This window comes from Campylobacter sp. BCW_6889, assembly GCF_001762535.1.
Taxonomy (GTDB): Bacteria; Campylobacterota; Campylobacteria; order Campylobacterales; family Campylobacteraceae; genus Campylobacter_D; species Campylobacter_D jejuni.
Genome location: NZ_MJWZ01000056.1, coordinates 24,053 through 44,116, shown reverse-complemented (window position 1 = coordinate 44,116; position 20,064 = coordinate 24,053). Strand labels below are relative to the sequence as shown.

At 32.6% G+C, this 20,064-nt stretch carries 15 protein-coding genes; 7 read left to right on the top strand and 8 right to left on the bottom strand.

From position 1 onward, the window contains the following. Positions 1 to 98: 98 nt before the first annotated feature. Positions 99 to 581 carry a crossover junction endodeoxyribonuclease RuvC gene (ruvC, locus tag AJ939_RS05540; protein WP_011050020.1) on the bottom strand — a complete coding sequence of 161 codons (483 nt, stop codon included), beginning with the start codon at positions 579 to 581 and terminating at the stop codon, positions 99 to 101. A gap of 94 nt (positions 582 to 675) precedes the next feature. On the opposite strand from ruvC, the gene dnaA reads away from it, so the two are divergent. The 3 genes from dnaA to gyrB all read left to right on the top strand — a co-directional run bounded on the left by dnaA (position 676) and on the right by gyrB (position 5,564). Next, entirely contained in the window at positions 676 to 1,998 is a 1,323-nt protein-coding gene (dnaA, locus tag AJ939_RS05535) for a chromosomal replication initiator protein DnaA (RefSeq protein ID WP_002870442.1), read from the top strand. A 159-nt stretch (positions 1,999 to 2,157) separates the two neighbouring features. Then, positions 2,158 to 3,225 carry a DNA polymerase III subunit beta gene (gene dnaN, locus AJ939_RS05530; RefSeq protein WP_002860849.1) on the top strand — a complete coding sequence of 356 codons (1,068 nt, stop codon included), beginning with the start codon at positions 2,158 to 2,160 and terminating at the stop codon, positions 3,223 to 3,225. Between the two features lie 29 nt (positions 3,226 to 3,254). Further along, complete coding sequence (gene gyrB / locus AJ939_RS05525; RefSeq protein ID WP_070240267.1) at positions 3,255 to 5,564, top strand: DNA topoisomerase (ATP-hydrolyzing) subunit B; 2,310 nt, start codon at positions 3,255 to 3,257, stop codon at positions 5,562 to 5,564. Between the two features lie 25 nt (positions 5,565 to 5,589). Here gyrB and AJ939_RS05520 read toward each other — a convergent pair whose 3' ends face one another. Beyond that, on the bottom strand, positions 5,590 to 5,931 hold the full coding sequence (locus AJ939_RS05520) for a monoheme cytochrome C (RefSeq protein WP_002857673.1): 342 nt from the start codon (positions 5,929 to 5,931) through the stop codon (positions 5,590 to 5,592). Between the two features lie 5 nt (positions 5,932 to 5,936). Continuing rightward, positions 5,937 to 7,175 (bottom strand): sulfite oxidase, encoded by a 1,239-nt coding sequence (locus AJ939_RS05515; RefSeq protein ID WP_044778576.1) that lies wholly within the window; start codon positions 7,173 to 7,175, stop codon positions 5,937 to 5,939. Between the two features lie 203 nt (positions 7,176 to 7,378). Here AJ939_RS05515 and AJ939_RS05510 point away from each other — a divergent pair, with 203 nt between their 5' ends. The 3 genes from AJ939_RS05510 (at position 7,379) to AJ939_RS05500 (ending at position 14,765) form a co-directional block, all read left to right on the top strand. Then, positions 7,379 to 8,686, top strand: coding sequence for a Na+/H+ antiporter family protein (locus AJ939_RS05510; protein ID WP_070276304.1), 1,308 nt, complete (start codon positions 7,379 to 7,381; stop codon positions 8,684 to 8,686). A 133-nt stretch (positions 8,687 to 8,819) separates the two neighbouring features. After that, positions 8,820 to 13,310 (top strand): glutamate synthase large subunit, encoded by a 4,491-nt coding sequence (gene gltB / locus AJ939_RS05505; RefSeq protein WP_070276302.1) that lies wholly within the window; start codon positions 8,820 to 8,822, stop codon positions 13,308 to 13,310. A 9-nt stretch (positions 13,311 to 13,319) separates the two neighbouring features. Then, positions 13,320 to 14,765, top strand: a complete 1,446-nt coding sequence (locus AJ939_RS05500; protein ID WP_070276300.1) for a glutamate synthase subunit beta — start codon at positions 13,320 to 13,322, stop codon at positions 14,763 to 14,765. On the opposite strand, the gene AJ939_RS05495 is transcribed toward AJ939_RS05500, so the two are convergent. The 3 genes from AJ939_RS05495 to AJ939_RS05485 form a co-directional block, all read right to left on the bottom strand. Next, positions 14,766 to 15,341, bottom strand: a complete 576-nt coding sequence (locus tag AJ939_RS05495; RefSeq protein ID WP_002866799.1) for a ribonuclease HII — start codon at positions 15,339 to 15,341, stop codon at positions 14,766 to 14,768. 32 nt (positions 15,342 to 15,373) lie between these two features. Continuing rightward, a complete protein-coding gene (locus AJ939_RS05490; protein WP_002855574.1) occupies positions 15,374 to 15,613 on the bottom strand; it encodes a ComEA family DNA-binding protein in 240 nt (79 codons plus the stop codon). Positions 15,614 to 15,677: 64 nt separating this feature from the next. Further along, complete coding sequence (locus AJ939_RS05485) at positions 15,678 to 16,325, bottom strand: ferritin family protein (RefSeq protein ID WP_002855562.1); 648 nt, start codon at positions 16,323 to 16,325, stop codon at positions 15,678 to 15,680. Between the two features lie 159 nt (positions 16,326 to 16,484). Between AJ939_RS05485 and ilvD the strand changes: the two genes are divergently transcribed. Continuing rightward, positions 16,485 to 18,161: a dihydroxy-acid dehydratase gene (gene ilvD / locus AJ939_RS05480; protein WP_070276299.1), complete on the top strand. Its 1,677-nt coding sequence runs from the start codon at positions 16,485 to 16,487 to the stop codon at positions 18,159 to 18,161. An 11-nt stretch (positions 18,162 to 18,172) separates the two neighbouring features. Here the strand turns inward: ilvD and AJ939_RS05475 are convergent, their stop codons facing one another. Further along, positions 18,173 to 18,697: a YagU family protein gene (locus tag AJ939_RS05475; protein WP_002860860.1), complete on the bottom strand. Its 525-nt coding sequence runs from the start codon at positions 18,695 to 18,697 to the stop codon at positions 18,173 to 18,175. Positions 18,698 to 18,788: 91 nt separating this feature from the next. Continuing rightward, entirely contained in the window at positions 18,789 to 20,015 is a 1,227-nt protein-coding gene (locus tag AJ939_RS05470) for an HD domain-containing protein (protein ID WP_070276297.1), read from the bottom strand. Between the last annotated feature and the right edge of the window lie 49 nt (positions 20,016 to 20,064).

Sequence of the window (20,064 nt, the reverse complement as noted above, 5' to 3'; positions counted from 1 at the left end):
GAAATTTTTTATAAAATTTTTAAAAAATATAGAAAAAATTTAAAGGTATTTTGGGGTTTATGGAGCTTTGGGCTTTTGTGTAATGAAAATTACCAAAATCACACCCTAACTCTTAAATTTGCCGCATGGGTTAAAGCCACTGCGATAGCATCTGTGATATCTAAAGGCTTGATATCTTTACTAAGTCCTAAAAGCCTTTTTACCATAAAAGCAACTTGTTCTTTGGTTGCTTTGGCTTTTCCTGTAACGGCTTTTTTCACTTGCAAGGGAGTGTATTCTGCAAAATCTCCATGAATTTGAAGAATTTTTAAAGATAGGGCTCCACGAAATTGTGCGAGTTTTAAAACAGTTTTTGGATTGTAAGCAAAAAAGATATCTTCTATAGCCACTTCATCAAAAGAATGGTTTTTAAAAATCAAGTCCAAACCCTCACAAAGTTCTGTGATTTGATACTGTAAGGTACTTGGCTTTATCTTTATAAGTCCTGCTTCTATGAGAATGTTTTTTCCTTTGTTGGCTTCTATGATAGCATAACCACAATTTCTTGAACCTGGATCTATACCTAAAATTTTCAAATTCATACCTTTTGAAAATAAAATACAAAAGCGGATTTTAACCTTTTTTTATGAAATTTAAGATAAAATTTATACATTATGCAAAATTTAAAGAGAGATTATGAATCCAAGCCAAATACTTGAAAATTTAAAAAAAGAATTAAGCGAAAACGAATACGAAAACTATCTATCAAATTTAAAATTCAACGAAAAGCAAAGCAAAGCAGATCTTTTGGTTTTTAATGCTCCAAATGAACTCATGGCTAAATTCATACAAACAAAATACGGCAAAAAAATCGCACATTTTTATGAAGTGCAAAGCGGAAATAAAGCCATCATAAATATACAAGCACAAAGCACCAAACAAAGCAACAAAAGCACAAAAATCGACATAGCTCATATAAAGGCACAAAGCACGATTTTAAATCCTTCTTTTACTTTTGAAAGTTTTGTTGTAGGGGATTCTAACAAATACGCTTATGGAGCATGTAAAGCTATAATACATAAAGACAAACTTGGAAAACTTTATAATCCAATCTTTGTTTATGGGCCTACAGGACTTGGAAAAACGCATTTACTTCAAGCAGTTGGAAATGCGAGCTTAGAAATGGGAAAAAAAGTCATTTATGCTACAAGTGAAAATTTTATCAATGATTTTACTTCAAATTTAAAAAATGGCTCTTTAGATAAATTTCATGAAAAGTATAGAAACTGCGATGTTTTGCTTATAGATGATGTGCAGTTTTTAGGAAAAACCGATAAAATTCAAGAAGAATTTTTCTTTATATTTAATGAAATCAAAAACAACGATGGACAAATCATCATGACTTCAGACAATCCACCCAACATGCTAAAAGGTATAACCGAACGCTTAAAAAGTCGTTTTGCACATGGGATCATAGCTGATATAACCCCGCCTCAACTAGATACAAAAATAGCCATCATAAGAAAAAAATGTGAATTTAACGATATCAATCTTTCTAATGATATCATAAACTATATCGCCACTTCTTTAGGGGATAATATAAGAGAAATCGAAGGCATCATCATAAGTTTGAATGCTTATGCAACCATACTAGGACAAGAAATCACGCTCGAACTTGCTAAAAGTGTGATGAAAGATCATATCAAAGAAAAAAAAGAAAATATCACTATAGATGACATCTTATCTTTGGTATGTAAAGAATTTAACATAAAACCAAGCGATGTGAAATCCAATAAAAAAACTCAAAATATAGTCACAGCAAGACGCATTGTGATTTACCTAGCTAGGACACTTACGGCTTTGACTATGCCACAACTTGCGAATTATTTTGAAATGAAAGATCATACGGCTATTTCACATAATGTTAAAAAAATCACAGAAATGATAGAAAATGATGCTTCTTTAAAAGCGAAAATCGAAGAACTTAAAAACAAAATTCTTGTTAAAAGTCAAAGTTAAGTGAAAGGATGTGAAAAATAAATTCTAGAATGTGAAAAAAAGAAATTAAGCAAAGTATGATAAAATACAAATTTGATTATTTTGCTTTGAAGAATTTCACAATTTCAACAAGCTTATTATTACAACGAATTTAAAATTAAAATAAACCAAGGAGAAAAAATGAAGTTAAGTATCAATAAAAATACTTTAGAATCTGCAGTGATTTTATGTAATGCTTATGTAGAAAAAAAAGACTCAAGCACTATTACTTCTCATCTTTTTTTTCATGCTGATGAAGATAAACTTCTTATTAGAGCTAGTGATTATGAAATAGGTATCAACTATAAGATAAAAAAAATCCGCGTAGAATCAAGTGGTTTTGCTACTGCAAATGCAAAAAGTATTGCAGATGTTATTAAAAGCTTAAACAATGAAGAAGTTGTTTTAGAAACCATTGATAATTTTTTATTTATAAGACAAAAAAGTACAAAATACAAACTTCCTATGTTTAATCATGAAGATTTTCCAAATTTTCCAAATACAGAAGGAAAAAACCAATTTGACATTGATTCAAGTGATTTAAGCCGTTCTCTTAAAAAGATATTACCAAGTATTGATACAAACAACCCAAAATACTCCTTAAATGGTGCATTTTTAGATATAAAAACAGATAAAATTAACTTCGTAGGAACCGATACAAAACGCCTTGCAATCTATACTTTAGAAAAAGCAAATAATCAAGAATTTAGTTTTAGTATCCCTAAAAAAGCTATTATGGAAATGCAAAAACTTTTCTATGAAAAAATAGAAATTTTTTATGATCAAAATATGCTTATTGCTAAAAATGAAAATTTTGAATTCTTTACAAAACTTATCAATGATAAATTTCCAGATTATGAAAAAGTTATACCAAAAACTTTCAAACAAGAACTCAGCTTTTCAACTGAAGATTTTATAGATAGTCTTAAAAAAATTAGCGTTGTAACTGAAAAAATGAAACTTCATTTTAACAAAGATAAAATCATCTTTGAAGGTATAAGTTTAGACAATATGGAAGCAAAAACAGAGCTTGAAATTCAAACAGGAGTGAGTGAAGAATTTAATCTTACTATAAAAATCAAATATTTACTTGACTTCTTAACTTCTATAGAAGAAGAAAAATTCACTTTAAGTGTAAATGAACCTAATTCAGCATTTATAGTCAAATCCCAAGGACTATCAATGATTATCATGCCTATGGTTTTATAATAAGAACAAGTAAAAGATAAAGGAAAAATATGCAAGAAAATTACGGTGCGAGTAATATTAAAGTCCTAAAAGGCCTAGAAGCTGTTAGAAAACGCCCAGGTATGTATATAGGAGATACAAACATAGGCGGACTTCATCATATGATTTATGAAGTTGTGGATAATTCTATCGATGAAGCTATGGCAGGACATTGTGATACTATAGATGTAGAAATCACTACTGAAGGAAGCTGTATAGTTAGTGATAATGGTCGTGGTATTCCTGTTGATATGCACCCAACTGAAAATATGCCAACTTTAACCGTTGTTTTAACTGTCCTTCATGCAGGGGGAAAATTCGATAAAGATACTTATAAAGTTTCAGGTGGTTTGCACGGTGTTGGGGTTTCGGTTGTAAATGCACTCTCTAAAAAACTTGTAGCTACAGTTGAAAGAAATGGAGAAATTTATCGTCAAGAATTTTCAGAAGGTAAAGTTATCAGTGAATTTGGTGTGATAGGAAAAAGTAAAAAGACAGGAACAACTATAGAATTTTGGCCTGATGATCAAATTTTTGAAGTGACTGAATTTGATTATGAAATTTTGGCTAAAAGATTTCGTGAACTTGCATACTTAAATCCAAAAATCACTATAAATTTTAAAGATAACCGCGTAGGCAAACATGAAAGTTTTCACTTTGAAGGTGGAATTTCTCAGTTTGTTACAGACTTAAATAAAAAAGAAGCTTTAACTAAAGCAATTTTCTTTAGCGTAGATGAAGAAGATGTGAATGTTGAAGTAGCTTTGCTTTACAATGATACTTATAGCGAAAATTTACTCTCTTTTGTAAATAATATCAAAACTCCAGATGGTGGAACACACGAAGCTGGTTTTAGAATGGGCTTAACTCGTGTGATAAGTAACTACATAGAAGCAAATGCAAGTGCTAGAGAAAAGGATAATAAAATCACGGGTGAAGATGTGCGTGAAGGTTTAATCGCTGTTGTGAGTGTAAAGGTGCCTGAACCACAATTTGAAGGACAAACCAAAGGAAAACTTGGTTCAACTTATGTGCGTCCTATAGTTTCAAAAGCAAGTTTTGAGTATTTGACTAAATATTTTGAAGAAAATCCTATCGAAGCAAAAGCTATTATGAATAAAGCTTTAATGGCTGCTCGTGGTAGAGAAGCAGCGAAAAAAGCCAGAGAATTAACGCGTAAAAAAGAAAGTTTAAGCGTAGGAACTTTACCAGGGAAATTAGCTGATTGTCAAAGTAAAGATCCAAGTGAAAGTGAAATTTATCTTGTGGAAGGGGATTCTGCAGGAGGTTCTGCAAAACAAGGTAGAGAAAGATCTTTCCAAGCTATATTGCCTTTGCGTGGTAAAATTTTAAATGTTGAAAAAGCAAGACTGGATAAAATTTTAAAATCTGAGCAAATTCAAAATATGATTACCGCTTTTGGCTGTGGTATAGGTGAAGATTTTGATCTTTCAAAACTAAGATATCATAAAATCATCATCATGACAGATGCGGATGTTGATGGATCACATATACAAACCTTGCTTTTAACTTTCTTCTTCCGTTTTATGAATGAACTTGTAACAAATGGACATATTTATTTAGCACAACCGCCTTTATATCTTTATAAAAAAGCTAAAAAGCAAATTTATTTAAAAGATGAAAAAGCTTTGAGCGAATACCTGATAGAAACGGGAATAGAAGGTTTAAATTATGAAGGTATAGGAATGAATGATTTAAAAGATTATTTAAAAATCGTTGCAGCTTATCGTGCGATTTTAAAAGATCTTGAAAAGCGTTTTAATGTGATTTCTGTGATACGTTATATGATAGAAAATTCAAATTTAGTTAAAGCAAATAATGAAGAATTATTTAGTGTAATCAAACAATTTTTAGAAACACAAGGACACAATATCTTAAATCATTATATCAACGAAAATGAAATTCGAGCTTTTGTTCAAACTCAAAATGGCCTAGAAGAACTTGTGATCAATGAAGAACTTTTCACTCATCCACTATATGAAGAAGCAAGTTATATTTTTGATAAGATTAAAGATAGAGGCTTGGAATTTGATAAAGATATTTTAGAAGTTCTTGAAGATGTTGAAACCAATGCTAAAAAAGGTGCTACTATACAACGCTATAAAGGTTTAGGGGAAATGAATCCTGAGCAACTTTGGGAAACTACAATGGATCCAAGCGTAAGAAGACTTTTAAAAATCACTATTAAAGATGCACAAAGTGCAAATGATACCTTTAATCTCTTTATGGGTGATGAGGTTGAACCAAGACGCGATTATATCCAAGCACACGCTAAAGATGTAAAACATTTGGATGTGTAAATTTATCATTGAAGAAATGATTTCTTCAATGAGTTTTGTTTTGTAAGAATATAGCTAGAGGAATTCTTCTTCTTGTATCGTATTTTTCTCCATAATATTTTTCAAGATAATTTAAAATTTTTTCTTCATCTTCAGGTTCTATTTCCCAAAGTCCTTCACTATCTTGCATCCATCTTATAGCTGCTAACCAAGCTTTTCTACTTGCGTGCATATTGGTAATGAGATTGGATCCATGACAAGCTAAACAATTTGCTTCCACTAAAGGTGAATCAGGATCGATAATCAATCCTGTATCAGGGTTAATTTCAAGATTTTGAGCCCAACTTGCACTTAAAAACAATGCTAAGATCAATATAATTTTTTTCACCATTCTTAAACTCCATAAACATTAACTCTATGGCATGCATTATTGATATATCCTCCTGGATTCCACTGTGCTAAAACCATAGGTTGACTGTTACCTTGACTATCGATAGCTCTTGCCCAAATTTCATAATATCCTTTTGTCGGTATTGATATTTGAGCACTCCATTTTTGCCATGCTAATCTATTTAATGGTTTTTCTACTTTTGCTTTGGTCCATGTTACGCCATAATCATTGCTTACATAAACTTCACTAACTTCAAGTTCGCCAGCCCAAGCTTTACCTCTAACTTCAAATTTTTTATTTGCTTTTATTTCAGAACCATTTTTGATATTAGTGATTACAGATCTTACAGGCATTGATTCTATGATTTTCATCTCGCCTTTATAGTTAAAATCTCCTGGTTTTACTGGATTTACAGGAACTTTATAAGAACCTTCCATTTTTTCACCATCATGAATTTTATTTCTTACTGAAATTTTATAAAGCCATTTACCGCTTGTACTTGCAGGGTAACCACCACAAACAAGTCTAAGTGGATAGCCATTGACTAAAGGAATATCTTTGCCTTCATAAGCCCAAGCTATTAGAGTTTCATCTTGTAAAGCTTTAGAAATAGGAACTCCTCTACTAATAGGTGAAGTTTCTTCACCATTTAATTTTGTATCTATGCCATAATATCCGATATAAACCGCATCATTTTTGATGCCACAATCTTTTAAAATATCTTTTAAACGCACTCCTGTCCATCTACCACAAGCTACTGCACCATAACCCCATTGAGTTCCTTTTGTGCTAGGTATAACTTCAGATCTACCATTTCCACCGCATTCAACTGTTAAGGCATAAGTATAGGTTTTAAATTTCTTTTTTAAATCTTCTATGGTGTAAGATTTTTTATTGATAATACTTTCTCCATCGATTTCTAAAGTCCAACCTTTATGAAGTCTTTCTTTTATCGTTTCTAGGCTTGGTGGTAAGCCATTATTTCTAACAAAGAAATTTTCAGGTTTTGTAAAATCAGAATCAAGAGCATAAATTTCAGTTTCTGCTGTTAATGGTTTTTCACCATGATAGATAAGATCTTTTTTACCTTCTATTTTAAAATCAGGTAATTCTTTTGCCAAAGCCTTACTTCCTAAAAAATTCTCAAAAGAAAAATTTGACAATACACTAATGCCAAATAAACCAAGTCCTATATTTTTTAGAAAGTCTCTACGATTTTCTTTTTGATCGTTCTGTTTCATTGAAATATCCTTAAATATTTATATAATCTTTTATTTTATTATAAATTTTAAAAATTTAAATAATTAATTATATTAATTATTTAAATTAAAAAAATTAATTATTTTTATAATTTTACATATTAAATAAAATCATCATATGTTCGAGTTTTATTACATTTTAACTAAGTTTTTTCTACAATTAAATTTTTAAAATTATTTAAGGAATGATTTTGACTTTACTTACTAATCCTATCATTATCAGTGTTGTTTTGATGACTTTACTTTGTTTGTTTCGTTTTAATGTGCTTTTGAGTCTTTTGATTTCAGCTCTTGTTGCAGGTGTATTTTCTCATCTTGAACTCGTAGATACTATGAATATACTTATAAGCGGAATGAAGGAAAATTTAAAAACAGCTCTTAGCTATATACTCTTAGGGGCCATTGCCGCAGCGATTTCAAAGACAAATTTAACTGCATATTTGATTAAGATAGTAAGCCATTTTATATCTCATAAAAAATATTTATTGCTTTTGTCTATAGCTTTGATTTCTTGTTTTTCTCAAAATTTAATTCCTATTCATGTGGCTTTTATACCTTTGTTGATTCCACCTCTTTTAAGTCTTTTTAATAAACTTAAAATCGATCGTAGAGCGGTTGCTTGTGCTTTAACTTTTGGACTTACTACGCCTTATATGGTTTTGCCAGTAGGCTTTGGACTTACTTTTCAAGATCTTTTAAAAGATAATTTAAATGCAAATAATGTAAGTGTATCTTTAAATGATGTTACAAATACTATGTATTTTGCTGCTATTTGTATGATAACAGGACTTTTTTTAGCGCTTTTTGTGTTTTATCGTAAGCCAAGAGAGTATCAAGAATTAGAAATTGCTAAAGTGGATTTAGAAAATCTTGAAATGACGCGTAAGGAATGGGGCGTTTTAGCTGGGCTTGTTCTAACTTTAATTTTACAAATTTTGACTATGAATTTACCTTTATCAGGACTTTTGGGTTTTGTTTTAATGGTTATTTTGGGTGGAGTTGAATTTTCAAAAGTCAATGAAGTTTTTGATGATGGGCTTAAAATGATGGGTTTTATAGCTTTTGTTATCCTTGTTGCTGCAGGATATGGAGAAGTTTTAAAAGAAAGTGGATCAGTAGTAGAGCTTGTAAATTCAGTCGTTCCTTGGATGGAACAAAGTAAATTTTTAGCAGTATTTTTCATGCTTTTAATAGGACTTATCATCACTATGGGTATAGGTACTTCTTTTGGAACTATACCTATCATAGCTACGCTTTTTTGTCCTATTTGTTTGGAACTTGGTTTTAGCATAGCACTTATTATATTTATCTTAGGAGTAGCAGGAGCTTTAGGAGATGCAGGAAGTCCAGCCAGTGAAACAACCATGGGAACTACTGTAGGATTAAATGCTGATAAACAACACGATCACATTAAAGATACTTGCATACCAACTTTTATTTTCTATAATGGTCCATTATTGATTTTAGGTAGTATTATCGCCATGTTTTTATAATTTTTGCAAATCTATTAAAATATTTTTTAATTTATTTATTTTTAAGATAAAAATTATATCGATTTTAAAAAAATGTATGCTATAATCCTTATAAAGCTAACAAAATTTAAATCAGCCTTATAAGGAGAGCAAAATGGATTTAGAAAATATCCTAGAAAATAATCAAAGCATAGGTTTATATCATCCAAAGAACGAACACGATGCCTGTGGCATCGCTGCAGTTGCTAATATACGCGGTATTGCCTCTTATAAGGTTATTTGTGATGCTTTAGAAATTTTGATGAATCTTGAGCACCGAGGTGGTGTAGGAGCTGAAGAAAATTCAGGTGATGGAGCGGGGATTTTGATCCAAATTCCACATGATTTTTTTAAAACTCAAGAATTGGGTTTTGAACTTCCTAAAAAGGGTGATTATGCTGTAGCACAGATGTTTTTATCACCCAATACTGATGCAAAAGAAGAAGCAAAAGAGATATTTTTACAAGGTTTAAAGGATAAAAAACTTGAATTTTTAGGTTTTAGAGAAGTGCCTTTTAATCCTAGCGATATAGGTGCAAGTGCTTTAAAAGCTATGCCTTATTTTTTACAAGCCTTTGTGAAAAAACCAAGTAAAATAAGTGCAGGACTTGAGTTTGAAAGAGTGCTTTATAGTACGCGTCGCCTTATAGAAAAAAGAGCTATTAATGTGCCAAAATTTTATTTTTCAAGTTTTTCTTCACGCACCATAGTTTATAAAGGAATGCTTCTTTCAACTCAATTGAGCGATTTTTATCTTGATTTTAAAGATGTCAATATGAAATCAGCCATCGCTTTGGTGCATTCTCGCTTTTCGACTAATACTTTTCCAAGTTGGGAAAGAGCCCACCCAAACCGCTATATGGTGCACAATGGAGAGATTAATACCATACGCGGAAATGTTGATAGCATAAGAGCTAGAGAAGGCTTGATGCAAAGTGAGTATTTTGAAAATTTAGATGAAATTTTTCCCATCATAGCTAAGCCTAGCAGTGATTCTGCAATGTTTGATAATACTTTAGAATTTTTAGCTCTAAATGGTCGTACTTTAGAAGAAGCTTTTATGATGATGGTGCCAGAACCTTGGCATAAAAATGAAAATATGGAAAGCAAAAAGCGTGCTTTTTATGAGTATCATTCTTTATTGATGGAGCCTTGGGATGGACCTGCTGCTATAGTTTTTACCGATGGAGTGATTATGGGGGCGAGTTTGGATAGAAATGGTTTTCGTCCTTCAAGGTATTATCTTACAAAAGATGATATGCTCATACTTTCAAGTGAAACAGGGGCTTTAAAACTTGATGAAAAAAATATCAAAGCCAAAAAACGCTTAGAACCTGGAAAACTTTTACTCGTTGATACAGCAAGAGGTAGGGTTATAGCTGATAATGAAATCAAAGAGCATTATGCTAATGCTAAGCCTTATAAAAAATGGCTTAAAAATTTAGTTGAACTTGAAAAACAAAAAAGCGGAGTTTATAAACATCAGTTTTTAAAAGAAGATGAGGTTTTAAAACTCCAAAAAGCTTTTGGTTGGAGTTATGATGAGCTTAAAATGAGTGTGGCTGCTATGGCTCAAAATGGTAAAGAAGCTATAGCAGCTATGGGTGTAGATACTCCTTTGGCTATACTTTCTAAAACTTATCAACCTTTGTATAATTATTTTAAACAACTTTTTGCACAAGTAACTAATCCTCCTCTTGATGCCATAAGAGAAGAGATCGTTACTTCTACAAGGATTTATCTAGGAAGCGAAGGCAATTTGTTAAAACCCGATGAAAACAATGCAAAACGCGTAAAAATAGCCCTGCCTGTGATAAGCAATGAAGAACTTTTTGAAGTTAAGGCTTTAAATAAATTTCAAGTTAAAGAATTTTCTATACTTTATGATTATTCTAAAAAAACTTTAGAAAAGGCTTTAGATGAACTTTGTGTTAAGATAGAAGATGAGGTTAAAAAAGGTGTTTCTATTATCATTTTAAGCGATAAAGGAGTCGATGAAAAAAACGCTTATATCCCTGCTTTGCTTGCTGTTTCTGGAGTGCATAATCATCTAGTAAGAAAAAATTTAAGAACACACACAAGTCTTATCATCGAAAGTGGTGAACCTAGAGAAATTCATCATTTTGCATGTCTTTTAGGTTATGGTGCGACTGTTATTAATCCTTATTTGGTTTATGAGAGCATACAAAAACTCATTGCCAATAAAGATTTAAATTTAAGTTATGAAAAGGCGGTAGAAAATTTCATCAAGGCAAGTTCAAGTGGCATAGTCAAAATTGCTTCTAAAATGGGAGTTTCTACCTTGCAAAGTTATAATGGCTCTGCACTTTTTGAATGTTTGGGCTTAAGCTCTAAGGTGATTGATAAATACTTCACTTCTACAACTTCACGCATTGAAGGTATGGATTTAGAAGATTTTGAAAAAGAGCTCATTGCTTTACACAAACATGCTTTTAACGATACACATAAGGCTTTAGATTCTAAAGGAATTCATGGTTTTAGAAGTGCTAAAGAAGAACATTTAATCGATCCGCTTGTGATTTTTAATCTTCAGCAAGCCTGTCGCAACAAAGACTATAAAAGCTTTAAAAAATACTCGGCTTTAGTAGATGAAAAACAAGTTAATTTGCGTTCTTTGATGGAATTTGATTTTAGTGAAGCTATCAGTATAGATAAGGTTGAAAGTGTAGAAAGTATAGTTAAACGCTTTAGAACAGGAGCGATGAGTTATGGTTCTATTTCTAAAGAAGCGCACGAGTGTTTAGCACAGGCTATGAATAAAATAGGTGCTAAATCAAATTCAGGCGAAGGTGGCGAGGATGAAGAACGCTATGAAATCAAAGAGGGTGTGGATAAAAACTCAGCCATTAAGCAAGTAGCAAGTGGGCGTTTTGGCGTGGATTTAAACTACTTAAGTCATGCAAAAGAAATTCAAATCAAAGTCGCTCAAGGCGCAAAACCAGGTGAAGGCGGACAATTAATGGGCTTTAAAGTCTATCCTTGGATAGCCAAGGCTAGGCATTCTACTGCAGGTGTGACGCTTATTTCCCCACCTCCTCATCATGATATTTATTCTATAGAAGATTTGGCTCAACTTATTTATGACCTAAAAAATGCTAACAAAGACGCTAAAATTTCAGTAAAACTTGTAAGCGAAAATGGCATAGGAACGGTTGCTGCAGGTGTGGCTAAGGCAGGAGCGAATTTAATCCTTGTTTCAGGTTATGATGGAGGTACGGGTGCAAGCCCTAGAACTTCTATACCGCATGCAGGAATTCCTTGGGAGTTAGGTTTGGCTGAAACACATCAAACTTTGATTTTAAACAAGCTTAGAGATAGGGTAAGATTAGAAACTGATGGAAAGCTTATGAATGGGCGTGATTTAGCCATAGCAGCACTTTTAGGAGCTGAAGAATTTGGTTTTGCAACCGCGCCTTTGATTGTTTTAGGTTGTACGATGATGAGAGTTTGTCATCTAAATACCTGTCCTTTTGGTATAGCCACTCAAGATATAGAACTTAGAGATCGTTTCAAAGGCAAAGTAGATGATGTGATTAATTTCATGTATTTTATAGCCCAGGAGCTTAGAGAATACATGGCAAGGCTTGGTTTTGAACGCCTAGATGATATGATAGGTCGCGTGGATAAACTCCGCCAAAAAAGTGTGCAAGGTAAAGCAGGAAAGCTAAATTTAGATAAAATTTTAAAATCCTTGCCTACTTATAATAAAACTGCTGTGCATTTTAAAGATTATAAAGACAATAAACTTGAAAAAACGATTGATTATAGAATTTTACTACCGCTTTGTAAAAATGCTGTGGAGAAAAAAGAGCCTATCAAACTTTCTTTAGAAGTAGGAAATCAAAGCCGTACTTTTGCGACTATGCTTTCAAGTGAAATTTTAAAAACTTATGGAAAAGATGCTTTAGACGAAGATAGTATCCATATCAAAGCTATAGGCAATGCAGGCAATAGCTTTGGAGCGTTTTTGTTAAAGGGCATTAAACTTGAGATTATAGGCGATAGCAATGATTATTTAGGCAAGGGTTTAAGTGGTGGCAAAATCATAGCAAAAATTTCAAATGAAGCTACTTTTTCGCCTGAAGAAAATATAATCGCAGGAAATGCTTGTTTATACGGAGCTACAAAAGGTGAAGTGTATTTAGATGGTATAGCAGGGGAAAGATTTTGTGTAAGAAATTCAGGAGCTTTGGCTGTGGTTTTAGGAACAGGCGTGCATGGTTGTGAATATATGACAGGGGGGCAAGTTGTAGTGCTTGGCGATGTGGGTGCGAATTTCGCTGCTGGTATGAGTGGGGGCGTTGTTTATATCTTTGGAAGACACAATGAAGCACATGTAAATACCGAGCTTGTAGATATTAAAGATCTTAATGCTAAGGATGAAAAAGAATTAAAAGCTGTGATAGAAAAACATATCGCTTATACAGATTCTAAAAAGGCTAAAGATATCTTAGAAAAATTCGATAAAAAAGACTTTTTTAAAGTCATGCCAAGAGATTATGAAAAGATGTTAAAAATGCTTGATCTTTGTAAAAATGAAAAAGATCCAAATTTAGCAGCATTTTTGAAAATCACACAAAAATAAGGAGTAAAAATGGGAAATGCAAGAGGTTTTTTAGACTTTAAAAGAATGGATTTTAAAAAAATTGCTCCTAAGGAAAGGGTTTTAAATTACAAAGAATTTACTATACCTTTGGATAAAAAAGAACAAGAATTTCAAGGTGGGCGTTGTATGGATTGTGGCGTGGCCTTTTGTCATACGGGTGTGATGAGCGAAGGAAAAGATGTAGGCTGTCCTTTAAACAATCTCATTCCTGAATGGAACGAACTTATTTATCGTTCTTTATGGAAAGAAGCTTATGAAAGACTTGAACTTACTAATCCTTTTCCTGAATTTACCGGTCGTGTTTGCCCTGCTCCTTGTGAAGATTCTTGTGTGTGTGCGATAAATGGTGTAAGCGTGAGCATCAAAAATAATGAATTATCCATCATAGAAAATGCTTTTAAAGAAAATTTAGTAAGAGTAAATAAACCTAAGCAATACAATGGCAAAAAAATTGCTATCATAGGAAGTGGGCCTGCTGGGCTTGCTTGTGCTAATACTTTAAATTCACTAGGTTATAAAGTAAGTGTTTTTGAAAGAAGCGATAAAATAGGCGGACTTTTGATGTATGGTATCCCTGATATGAAGCTTGATAAAAGTATAGTTCAAAGACGGGTGGATTTGCTTAAAAAAAGTGGGATTGAATTTAAAGCGAATGAAAATATAGACAGCAAAGATAAGGTTTCAAAACTTCTAAAAGAATTTGATGCTTTGGTACTTTGTACAGGAGCAAGCAAGCCTATAGATCTTGATATAGAAGGTAGAAAGCTAAAAGGGGTTGAATTTGCCCTTGATTTTTTAACGCAAAATACCAAAACTTTGTTAAAAACAGGCAAGGGCGCAGATACGGCCAAGGGTAAAAATGTCTTAGTTATAGGAAGTGGGGATACAAGTGTTGATTGTATCGCTGTAGCGACAAGACAAGGGGCCAAATCTATAGTGCGTTTTGAAAGAAGTCCAAAAAGACCTTTGCAAAGAAGCCAAAAAAATCCTTGGCCTTTAAAAGCTGACATTTTTACTACTGATTATGGTTTAGAAGAAGCCATTGCTGTATATGGCAAAGATCCTAGGGAATATCAAAAAATGACAAAGAAATTTTTAGGAAAAACTCATGTAGAAGGCGTTGAAGCAAATGATTTAAAACGCGAGTTTAAAGAAGGCAAAGCTATAAATGTTGAAATTCCAAATTCTAAAAAAACTTATAAAGCGGATTTAGTGCTTTTAGCTATGGGTTTTAGCGGGTGCGAAGAAGCTATCGCTAAAAATTTTGGAGTGAAATTAGATGAGAAAAACAACATAAGCACAGAAAATTTCCAAACCACTCATAAAAAAATCTTTGCTTGTGGAGATGCTAGAAAAGGACAATCTTTAATTGTTTGGGCTATAAAAGATGGTATAGAATGTGCTTTGAGTTTGCATCAAAATTTAGCAAAATAATCATAAAAGTTTAAAACTTTTTCGGTGGAGTTTGCAAATTCCAAATTTAGCTATAAGTTCTTTATGAGCTTTTGTGCCATAGGCTTTGTTTTTTTCAAATTCATAACAAGGAAAGTCTTTAGCTAAGAAATTCATCACCCTATCTTTACTAACTTTTGCAAGTATGCTAGCTGCACTTACTTGTAAAATGCTAGCATCGGCTTTGATTTGTGTTTTTATCCCGTTTATACCTAGGTTGGTGTTTCCATCATATAAGAAGTTATTTTCTGTTTTAAAATGCTTTTTTATAAGCTTTAAGCCTGTTTTTAAACAAGTGCTTAAGCCTAGTGCGTCGATTTGCTCTGAAGAAAAAGCAAGTATGAGATAATTTGAATTTTTGATGATGATTTCATAAAGTTCTTCGCGTTTTTTTTCGCTTAGTTTTTTAGAATCACACAACCCATCAAGTTTTTTGTTCAGTTTGCAAGCTGCCATCATCATAGGACCTGCTAAAGCACCGCGTCCTGCTTCATCAATACCGATTAAATTTATATCAAATTCGTTTAAAAGTTCTTTTGTGTCAAATAAAGTTTTCAAATTTTTCTAAAAAGAAGGGCAAAAATGCCCTTTTATTCTACTGTGATATCATTTTTGATTTTTTCAAAAAGCTTATCACCTATGCCTTTAACTTTTTTAAGATCATCAATACTTGTAAAATTTGCTTCTTTACGGTATTCTAAAATTGCTTTAGCCTTAGCTTCGCCAATACCATTTAAACTTTTTAATTCTTTTAGCGTTGCAGTGTTGATATTTACAGCACCAAAGAGAAAAGCCGTTAAAGCAAAAAATAAAAATAGTAATTTTTTCATTTTCTTATCCTTTTATTAAAAAATCATTATAATATTATCTTAAAAAGGATAAGAATTTCTTAACTTAACCCAAAAATTCGCGTTTAAAATACTCTTTTGGTGCTTTACATAAAGGACAGGCTGCTGGAGCTTTTTTACCACGATGTATATGTCCGCATACTTCACAAACCCATAATTCTTCTACTTCACTATTGAAAAATTCTTCTTCTTCGAGCATTTTTTTAAGTGCTAGATATTCTCTTTCGTGTTCAATTTCTACTTTACCAATAGCTGTAAATAATCTCGCTATAGCCTTTTTGCCTTCATCTTCAGCAATTTTTGCAAAATTTGGATACATAGTTGTGTGCTCATAGTTTTCACCTTCTGCAGCACTTACTAGGTTTTTTGTAGTTACTTCTAAAGGTTTGCCATCAACGATTTCATGATAAGCTTTAAATTCTGCTCTTGCATGCCATTTTTCATTTTCAGCTGCTTCTCTAAAATGTCTAGCAACCGCATGCCAACCTTCTTCTTCAGCTACATCAGCAAACAAATCATATTTGTTTCTTGCCATAGATTCGCCTGCAAAAGCTTTCATCAAATTTACTGCAGTTAAATCTGTAGTGATACATTTCATTTCTTCACCACAACAGCTAAGCTTACCGCCACCTACATTTTGAACTTCTACTTCATTACCACATTTTTGGCATTTATAGGTTTCATATTGTCTCATTTTGACTCCTTTTTTGATTATCAAAAAGCATTGTATTATAAAAAAATATTTTTGTCAATTAATAATTTTTATCATTTATGAAAATGTATATCAAAATAAATTTCACAAAAATTAAGCTTTGCTAAATATAATTTTAAAAAATTATTATCAGGAGTTACAATGAGAAGCGATGCGATAAAAAAAGGACATTTAAAAGCACCTAATCGTTCTTTACTTCGTGCTTGTGGTTTGAAAGATGAAGATTTTGATAAACCTTTTATAGGTGTAGCAAATAGCTATATAGACATAATCCCAGGGCATTATTTTTTAAATGATTATGCTAAAATCATTAAAGACGAGATACGCAAAAATGGTTGCGTGCCTTTTGAGTTTAATACCATAGGCGTAGATGATGGTATAGCTATGGGGCATGAAGGTATGCTTTATTCTTTACCAAGTCGTGAAATTATCGCAAATTCCATTGAAACAGTGATGAATGCTCATCAACTTGATGCTTTAATCTGTATCCCAAACTGCGATAAAATCACTCCTGGTATGTTAATGGGAGCTTTAAGGGTCAATGTTCCAACCATTTTTGTAAGCGGTGGCCCTATGGCTTCAGGAGTAACCAAAAAAGGAGAAAAGATCAGCCTTAGCTCTGTTTTTGAAGCTGTAGGGGCTTATGAAGCCAAAAAAATTAGCGAAGAAGAATTTAAAGACATAGAATGTTCAGCCTGTCCAAGCGGTGGATCTTGCTCGGGAATGTTTACAGCAAATTCTATGAATACCTTATGTGAAGCTATGGGTATAGCACTAGAAGGTAATGGAACCATCTTAGCCTTAAGCAAAGAAAGAGAAGAGCTTTTAAGAAAAGCAGCGCGTCGTATTTGTGAAATCGCCTTAGATGAGCGTTTTAAAATTCGCAATATCATCACTCAAAAAGCCGTGCGTAATGCTATAGTAGTAGATATGGCAATGGGTGGAAGTAGCAATACAGTTTTACATATGCTTGCCATTTCACGTGAAGCAGGGGTAGCGCTAGACATTAAAGATTTAAATTTCATCTCAAGCAAAGTCGCACACATAGCAAAAATAGCCCCATCACTAAATAGTGTTTATATGGATGATATCCACAAAGCAGGGGGTGTGAGTGCAGTTATGGCTGAAATTTCAAGCAGACAAGGACATATTTTAGAACTTGATGCACTGACTATCACAGGAGAAAGTCTCAAAGAACGCTTAAAAAATGCCAAAGTCAAAGATGAAAATATCATTCGCAAAGTAGATAATGCTTACTCAAAAGTAGGTGGACTTGCTATTTTGTTTGGAAATTTAGCTGAGCAAGGTTGTGTTATAAAAACCGCAGGAATAATCGGAGAAAGAAAATTTAAAGGCAAAGCTGTTTGTTTTAACTCTCAAGATGAAGCTATAAAAGGTATTATTAAAGGCAAGGTGCAAAAAGGAAATGTTTGTGTGATACGCTATGAAGGTCCAAAAGGGGGTCCTGGTATGCAAGAAATGTTAAGCCCTACTTCACTTTTAATGGGTATGGGTTTGGGCGCTGATGTAGCTTTAATCACCGATGGTCGTTTTAGTGGAGCTACAAGGGGTTTAAGCGTGGGTCATATTTCTCCTGAAGCAGCTGAAGGTGGTCTTATAGGACTTTTAAAAGATGGAGATGAAATAGAAATTGATGTAGATGCTTATACCATCCATGCAAATTTAAGTGAAGAAGAAATCACTCAACGCAAAAAAGAATTTGCATTGCCTCAAAAAGAGGTGCCTTCAAGATGGCTTAGAATGTATCAAAAACTTGTTAGCAATGCTAGTAAAGGTGCAGTTTTGGATATGGAATGAAAGGAAACCTTTCATTCTTCTATTTCTTTGGTTATACGATTTCTTATATCTCTACGAACTATTTCCATGCCCCACAGCCAAACAATATGTCCAAAAATTTCAGACAGGTGTTCATCAAAAGGAATTTCAGAAAGTGGTGGAACTTCTGCAATTAAAGGCATTACAATAACATGGGCAAAAAGATAAACAAAAAATCCAAAAACTGCACCTTGCCACATAGTAATGCGGTGCCATTTTTCCGCTATCATACAATAAGCCACTCCAAAAACAATAGAAAAACCAACATGCACTATAAAAATTGACAAAGGCATTTGCATACCTGAAAACATATAAGTCCAATCAGTAGGTAAGCCTAGTTGTTCTAGAAAAATTTTAGGTGGAGTAACACGTTCTAAAGCATCTGCTGGCCAAAAAACATTGGGATTTCTTGGAGGAAAAGGTACTTCCCAACCCCATTTAACAATAGCTCCGAAAATACCCGCTAATATACCTATAAAAAAGGCTAAAGTATAGCGCTTTTGAAAGTATTTTTTCATAATAACTCCTTTATATTTTATACAAAATAAAATTTGAATTTATAATATTTTTGTTTAAAATATATTGAAAATAGGAGCATAAAAATCTTATTTAAATTTTAAAATACTCTCTTAAACTTTCACAAATTTCAAAAAAATTTACCCCATCTATAGTAGGATTTTCTTTAAAAAACTCATGCATTCCTAAAAAACCACTTTCAAGTTCTTTAGACTTTACACCATAGCTTATACTAAGTCCTGCTTCTATAAAAGCAGCGATTTTATCACAGTATTTAAGCGCCTTACCATCTATAGCACCAAATTCATTTTCATTAAAAGAACTTAAACTTCCGCTGCAAAGTTCTATTTTAGCATTTTTATAGGTGCGATTTTCAAACTCATTTTTTACAAAATTTGACTCACCGTTTCTACCTTCTCTAATGCCTAAAATATAAGAAAATTCAGCCCTTAAACCCTCAGGTACAAAGGGTAAAATTCTTTCATTAATAAGTTTCATTTCATAATCATTTATAATATCATGAAGCCCATCAATGCCGTATTTTACAGGGCTTATAATATCACGCGTTAAAGACTCTGGCAAATCATGAAACAAAGCACAATAAAAATTATTCTCAAGTCTTTTATCGCAAGCCTTGATTTTTAGTGAGTAAAAATATCCCAAAATCGCCACCACAAGCATATGTCCTAAAACCGCAGTTTCTGGTATGCGTGGAGTTTGAGCCCAACGCTTTTGAAAGCGAAGTCTTCCGCTAAGATCGATGATTTTGGCTATTTTTTGATTTAAAGCGATTTTTCTAGCTCCTATAAGCTCATAGTAATCTTCTAATTCTTCTTCAACTTTGTTTTTAATCTCATCAATATCATTTAAAAAAGCTGAGGTTTGATAAACTATGTTAAATTCCCATCTTGTAGCAAAATACGAAGCTGCTTTTAAGATAAGCCTTTCTTTAGCGTAAGCATTGCCGTTTAAATACGCTTCAAAACGCTTTAAAAACTCTCCTTCTTCTATATCTTCTATCATAGGTTCGATTTTGCTTAAAACCCAAGCATTAACTTCAGCTTTTTTTTGACGCACGATTTCATGATACACATCAGGGCGTATATCGGTTACTACCACACGACTTAAAAACTCAAAAATTCCCCCTTCTATAATCACTCTCATATCCACATCTTTTTCCATTTTAGCGATGAAATATGCGATGATGAATTTATGAGCTTGTTTGTCAAGTTCAACCAAAGTTGCCATTCTTGGATAATCATTCCAACGACTGATAGAAGCGGCTTTAAAAATGTGTTCTATGAGTTTTATGCTTATCATGCTTTTGCCTTTTTTTGCAATTTAAATTTAAAAATTTTTGTTAAAATTG

Bases quoted from the DNA above. Each gene is read 5' to 3' on its own strand.
- ruvC (WP_011050020.1), bottom strand. From the start codon at position 581: ATGAATTTGAAAATTTTAGGTATAGATCCAGGTTCAAGAAATTGTGGT.
- dnaA (WP_002870442.1), top strand. From the start codon at position 676: ATGAATCCAAGCCAAATACTTGAAAATTTAAAAAAAGAATTAAGCGAA.
- dnaN (WP_002860849.1), top strand. From the start codon at position 2,158: ATGAAGTTAAGTATCAATAAAAATACTTTAGAATCTGCAGTGATTTTA.
- gyrB (WP_070240267.1), top strand. From the start codon at position 3,255: ATGCAAGAAAATTACGGTGCGAGTAATATTAAAGTCCTAAAAGGCCTA.
- AJ939_RS05515 (WP_044778576.1), bottom strand. From the start codon at position 7,175: ATGAAACAGAACGATCAAAAAGAAAATCGTAGAGACTTTCTAAAAAAT.
- AJ939_RS05510 (WP_070276304.1), top strand. From the start codon at position 7,379: ATGATTTTGACTTTACTTACTAATCCTATCATTATCAGTGTTGTTTTG.
- gltB (WP_070276302.1), top strand. From the start codon at position 8,820: ATGGATTTAGAAAATATCCTAGAAAATAATCAAAGCATAGGTTTATAT.
- AJ939_RS05500 (WP_070276300.1), top strand. From the start codon at position 13,320: ATGGGAAATGCAAGAGGTTTTTTAGACTTTAAAAGAATGGATTTTAAA.
- AJ939_RS05490 (WP_002855574.1), bottom strand. From the start codon at position 15,613: ATGAAAAAATTACTATTTTTATTTTTTGCTTTAACGGCTTTTCTCTTT.
- AJ939_RS05485 (WP_002855562.1), bottom strand. From the start codon at position 16,325: ATGAGACAATATGAAACCTATAAATGCCAAAAATGTGGTAATGAAGTA.
- ilvD (WP_070276299.1), top strand. From the start codon at position 16,485: ATGAGAAGCGATGCGATAAAAAAAGGACATTTAAAAGCACCTAATCGT.
- AJ939_RS05475 (WP_002860860.1), bottom strand. From the start codon at position 18,697: ATGAAAAAATACTTTCAAAAGCGCTATACTTTAGCCTTTTTTATAGGT.
- AJ939_RS05470 (WP_070276297.1), bottom strand. From the start codon at position 20,015: ATGATAAGCATAAAACTCATAGAACACATTTTTAAAGCCGCTTCTATC.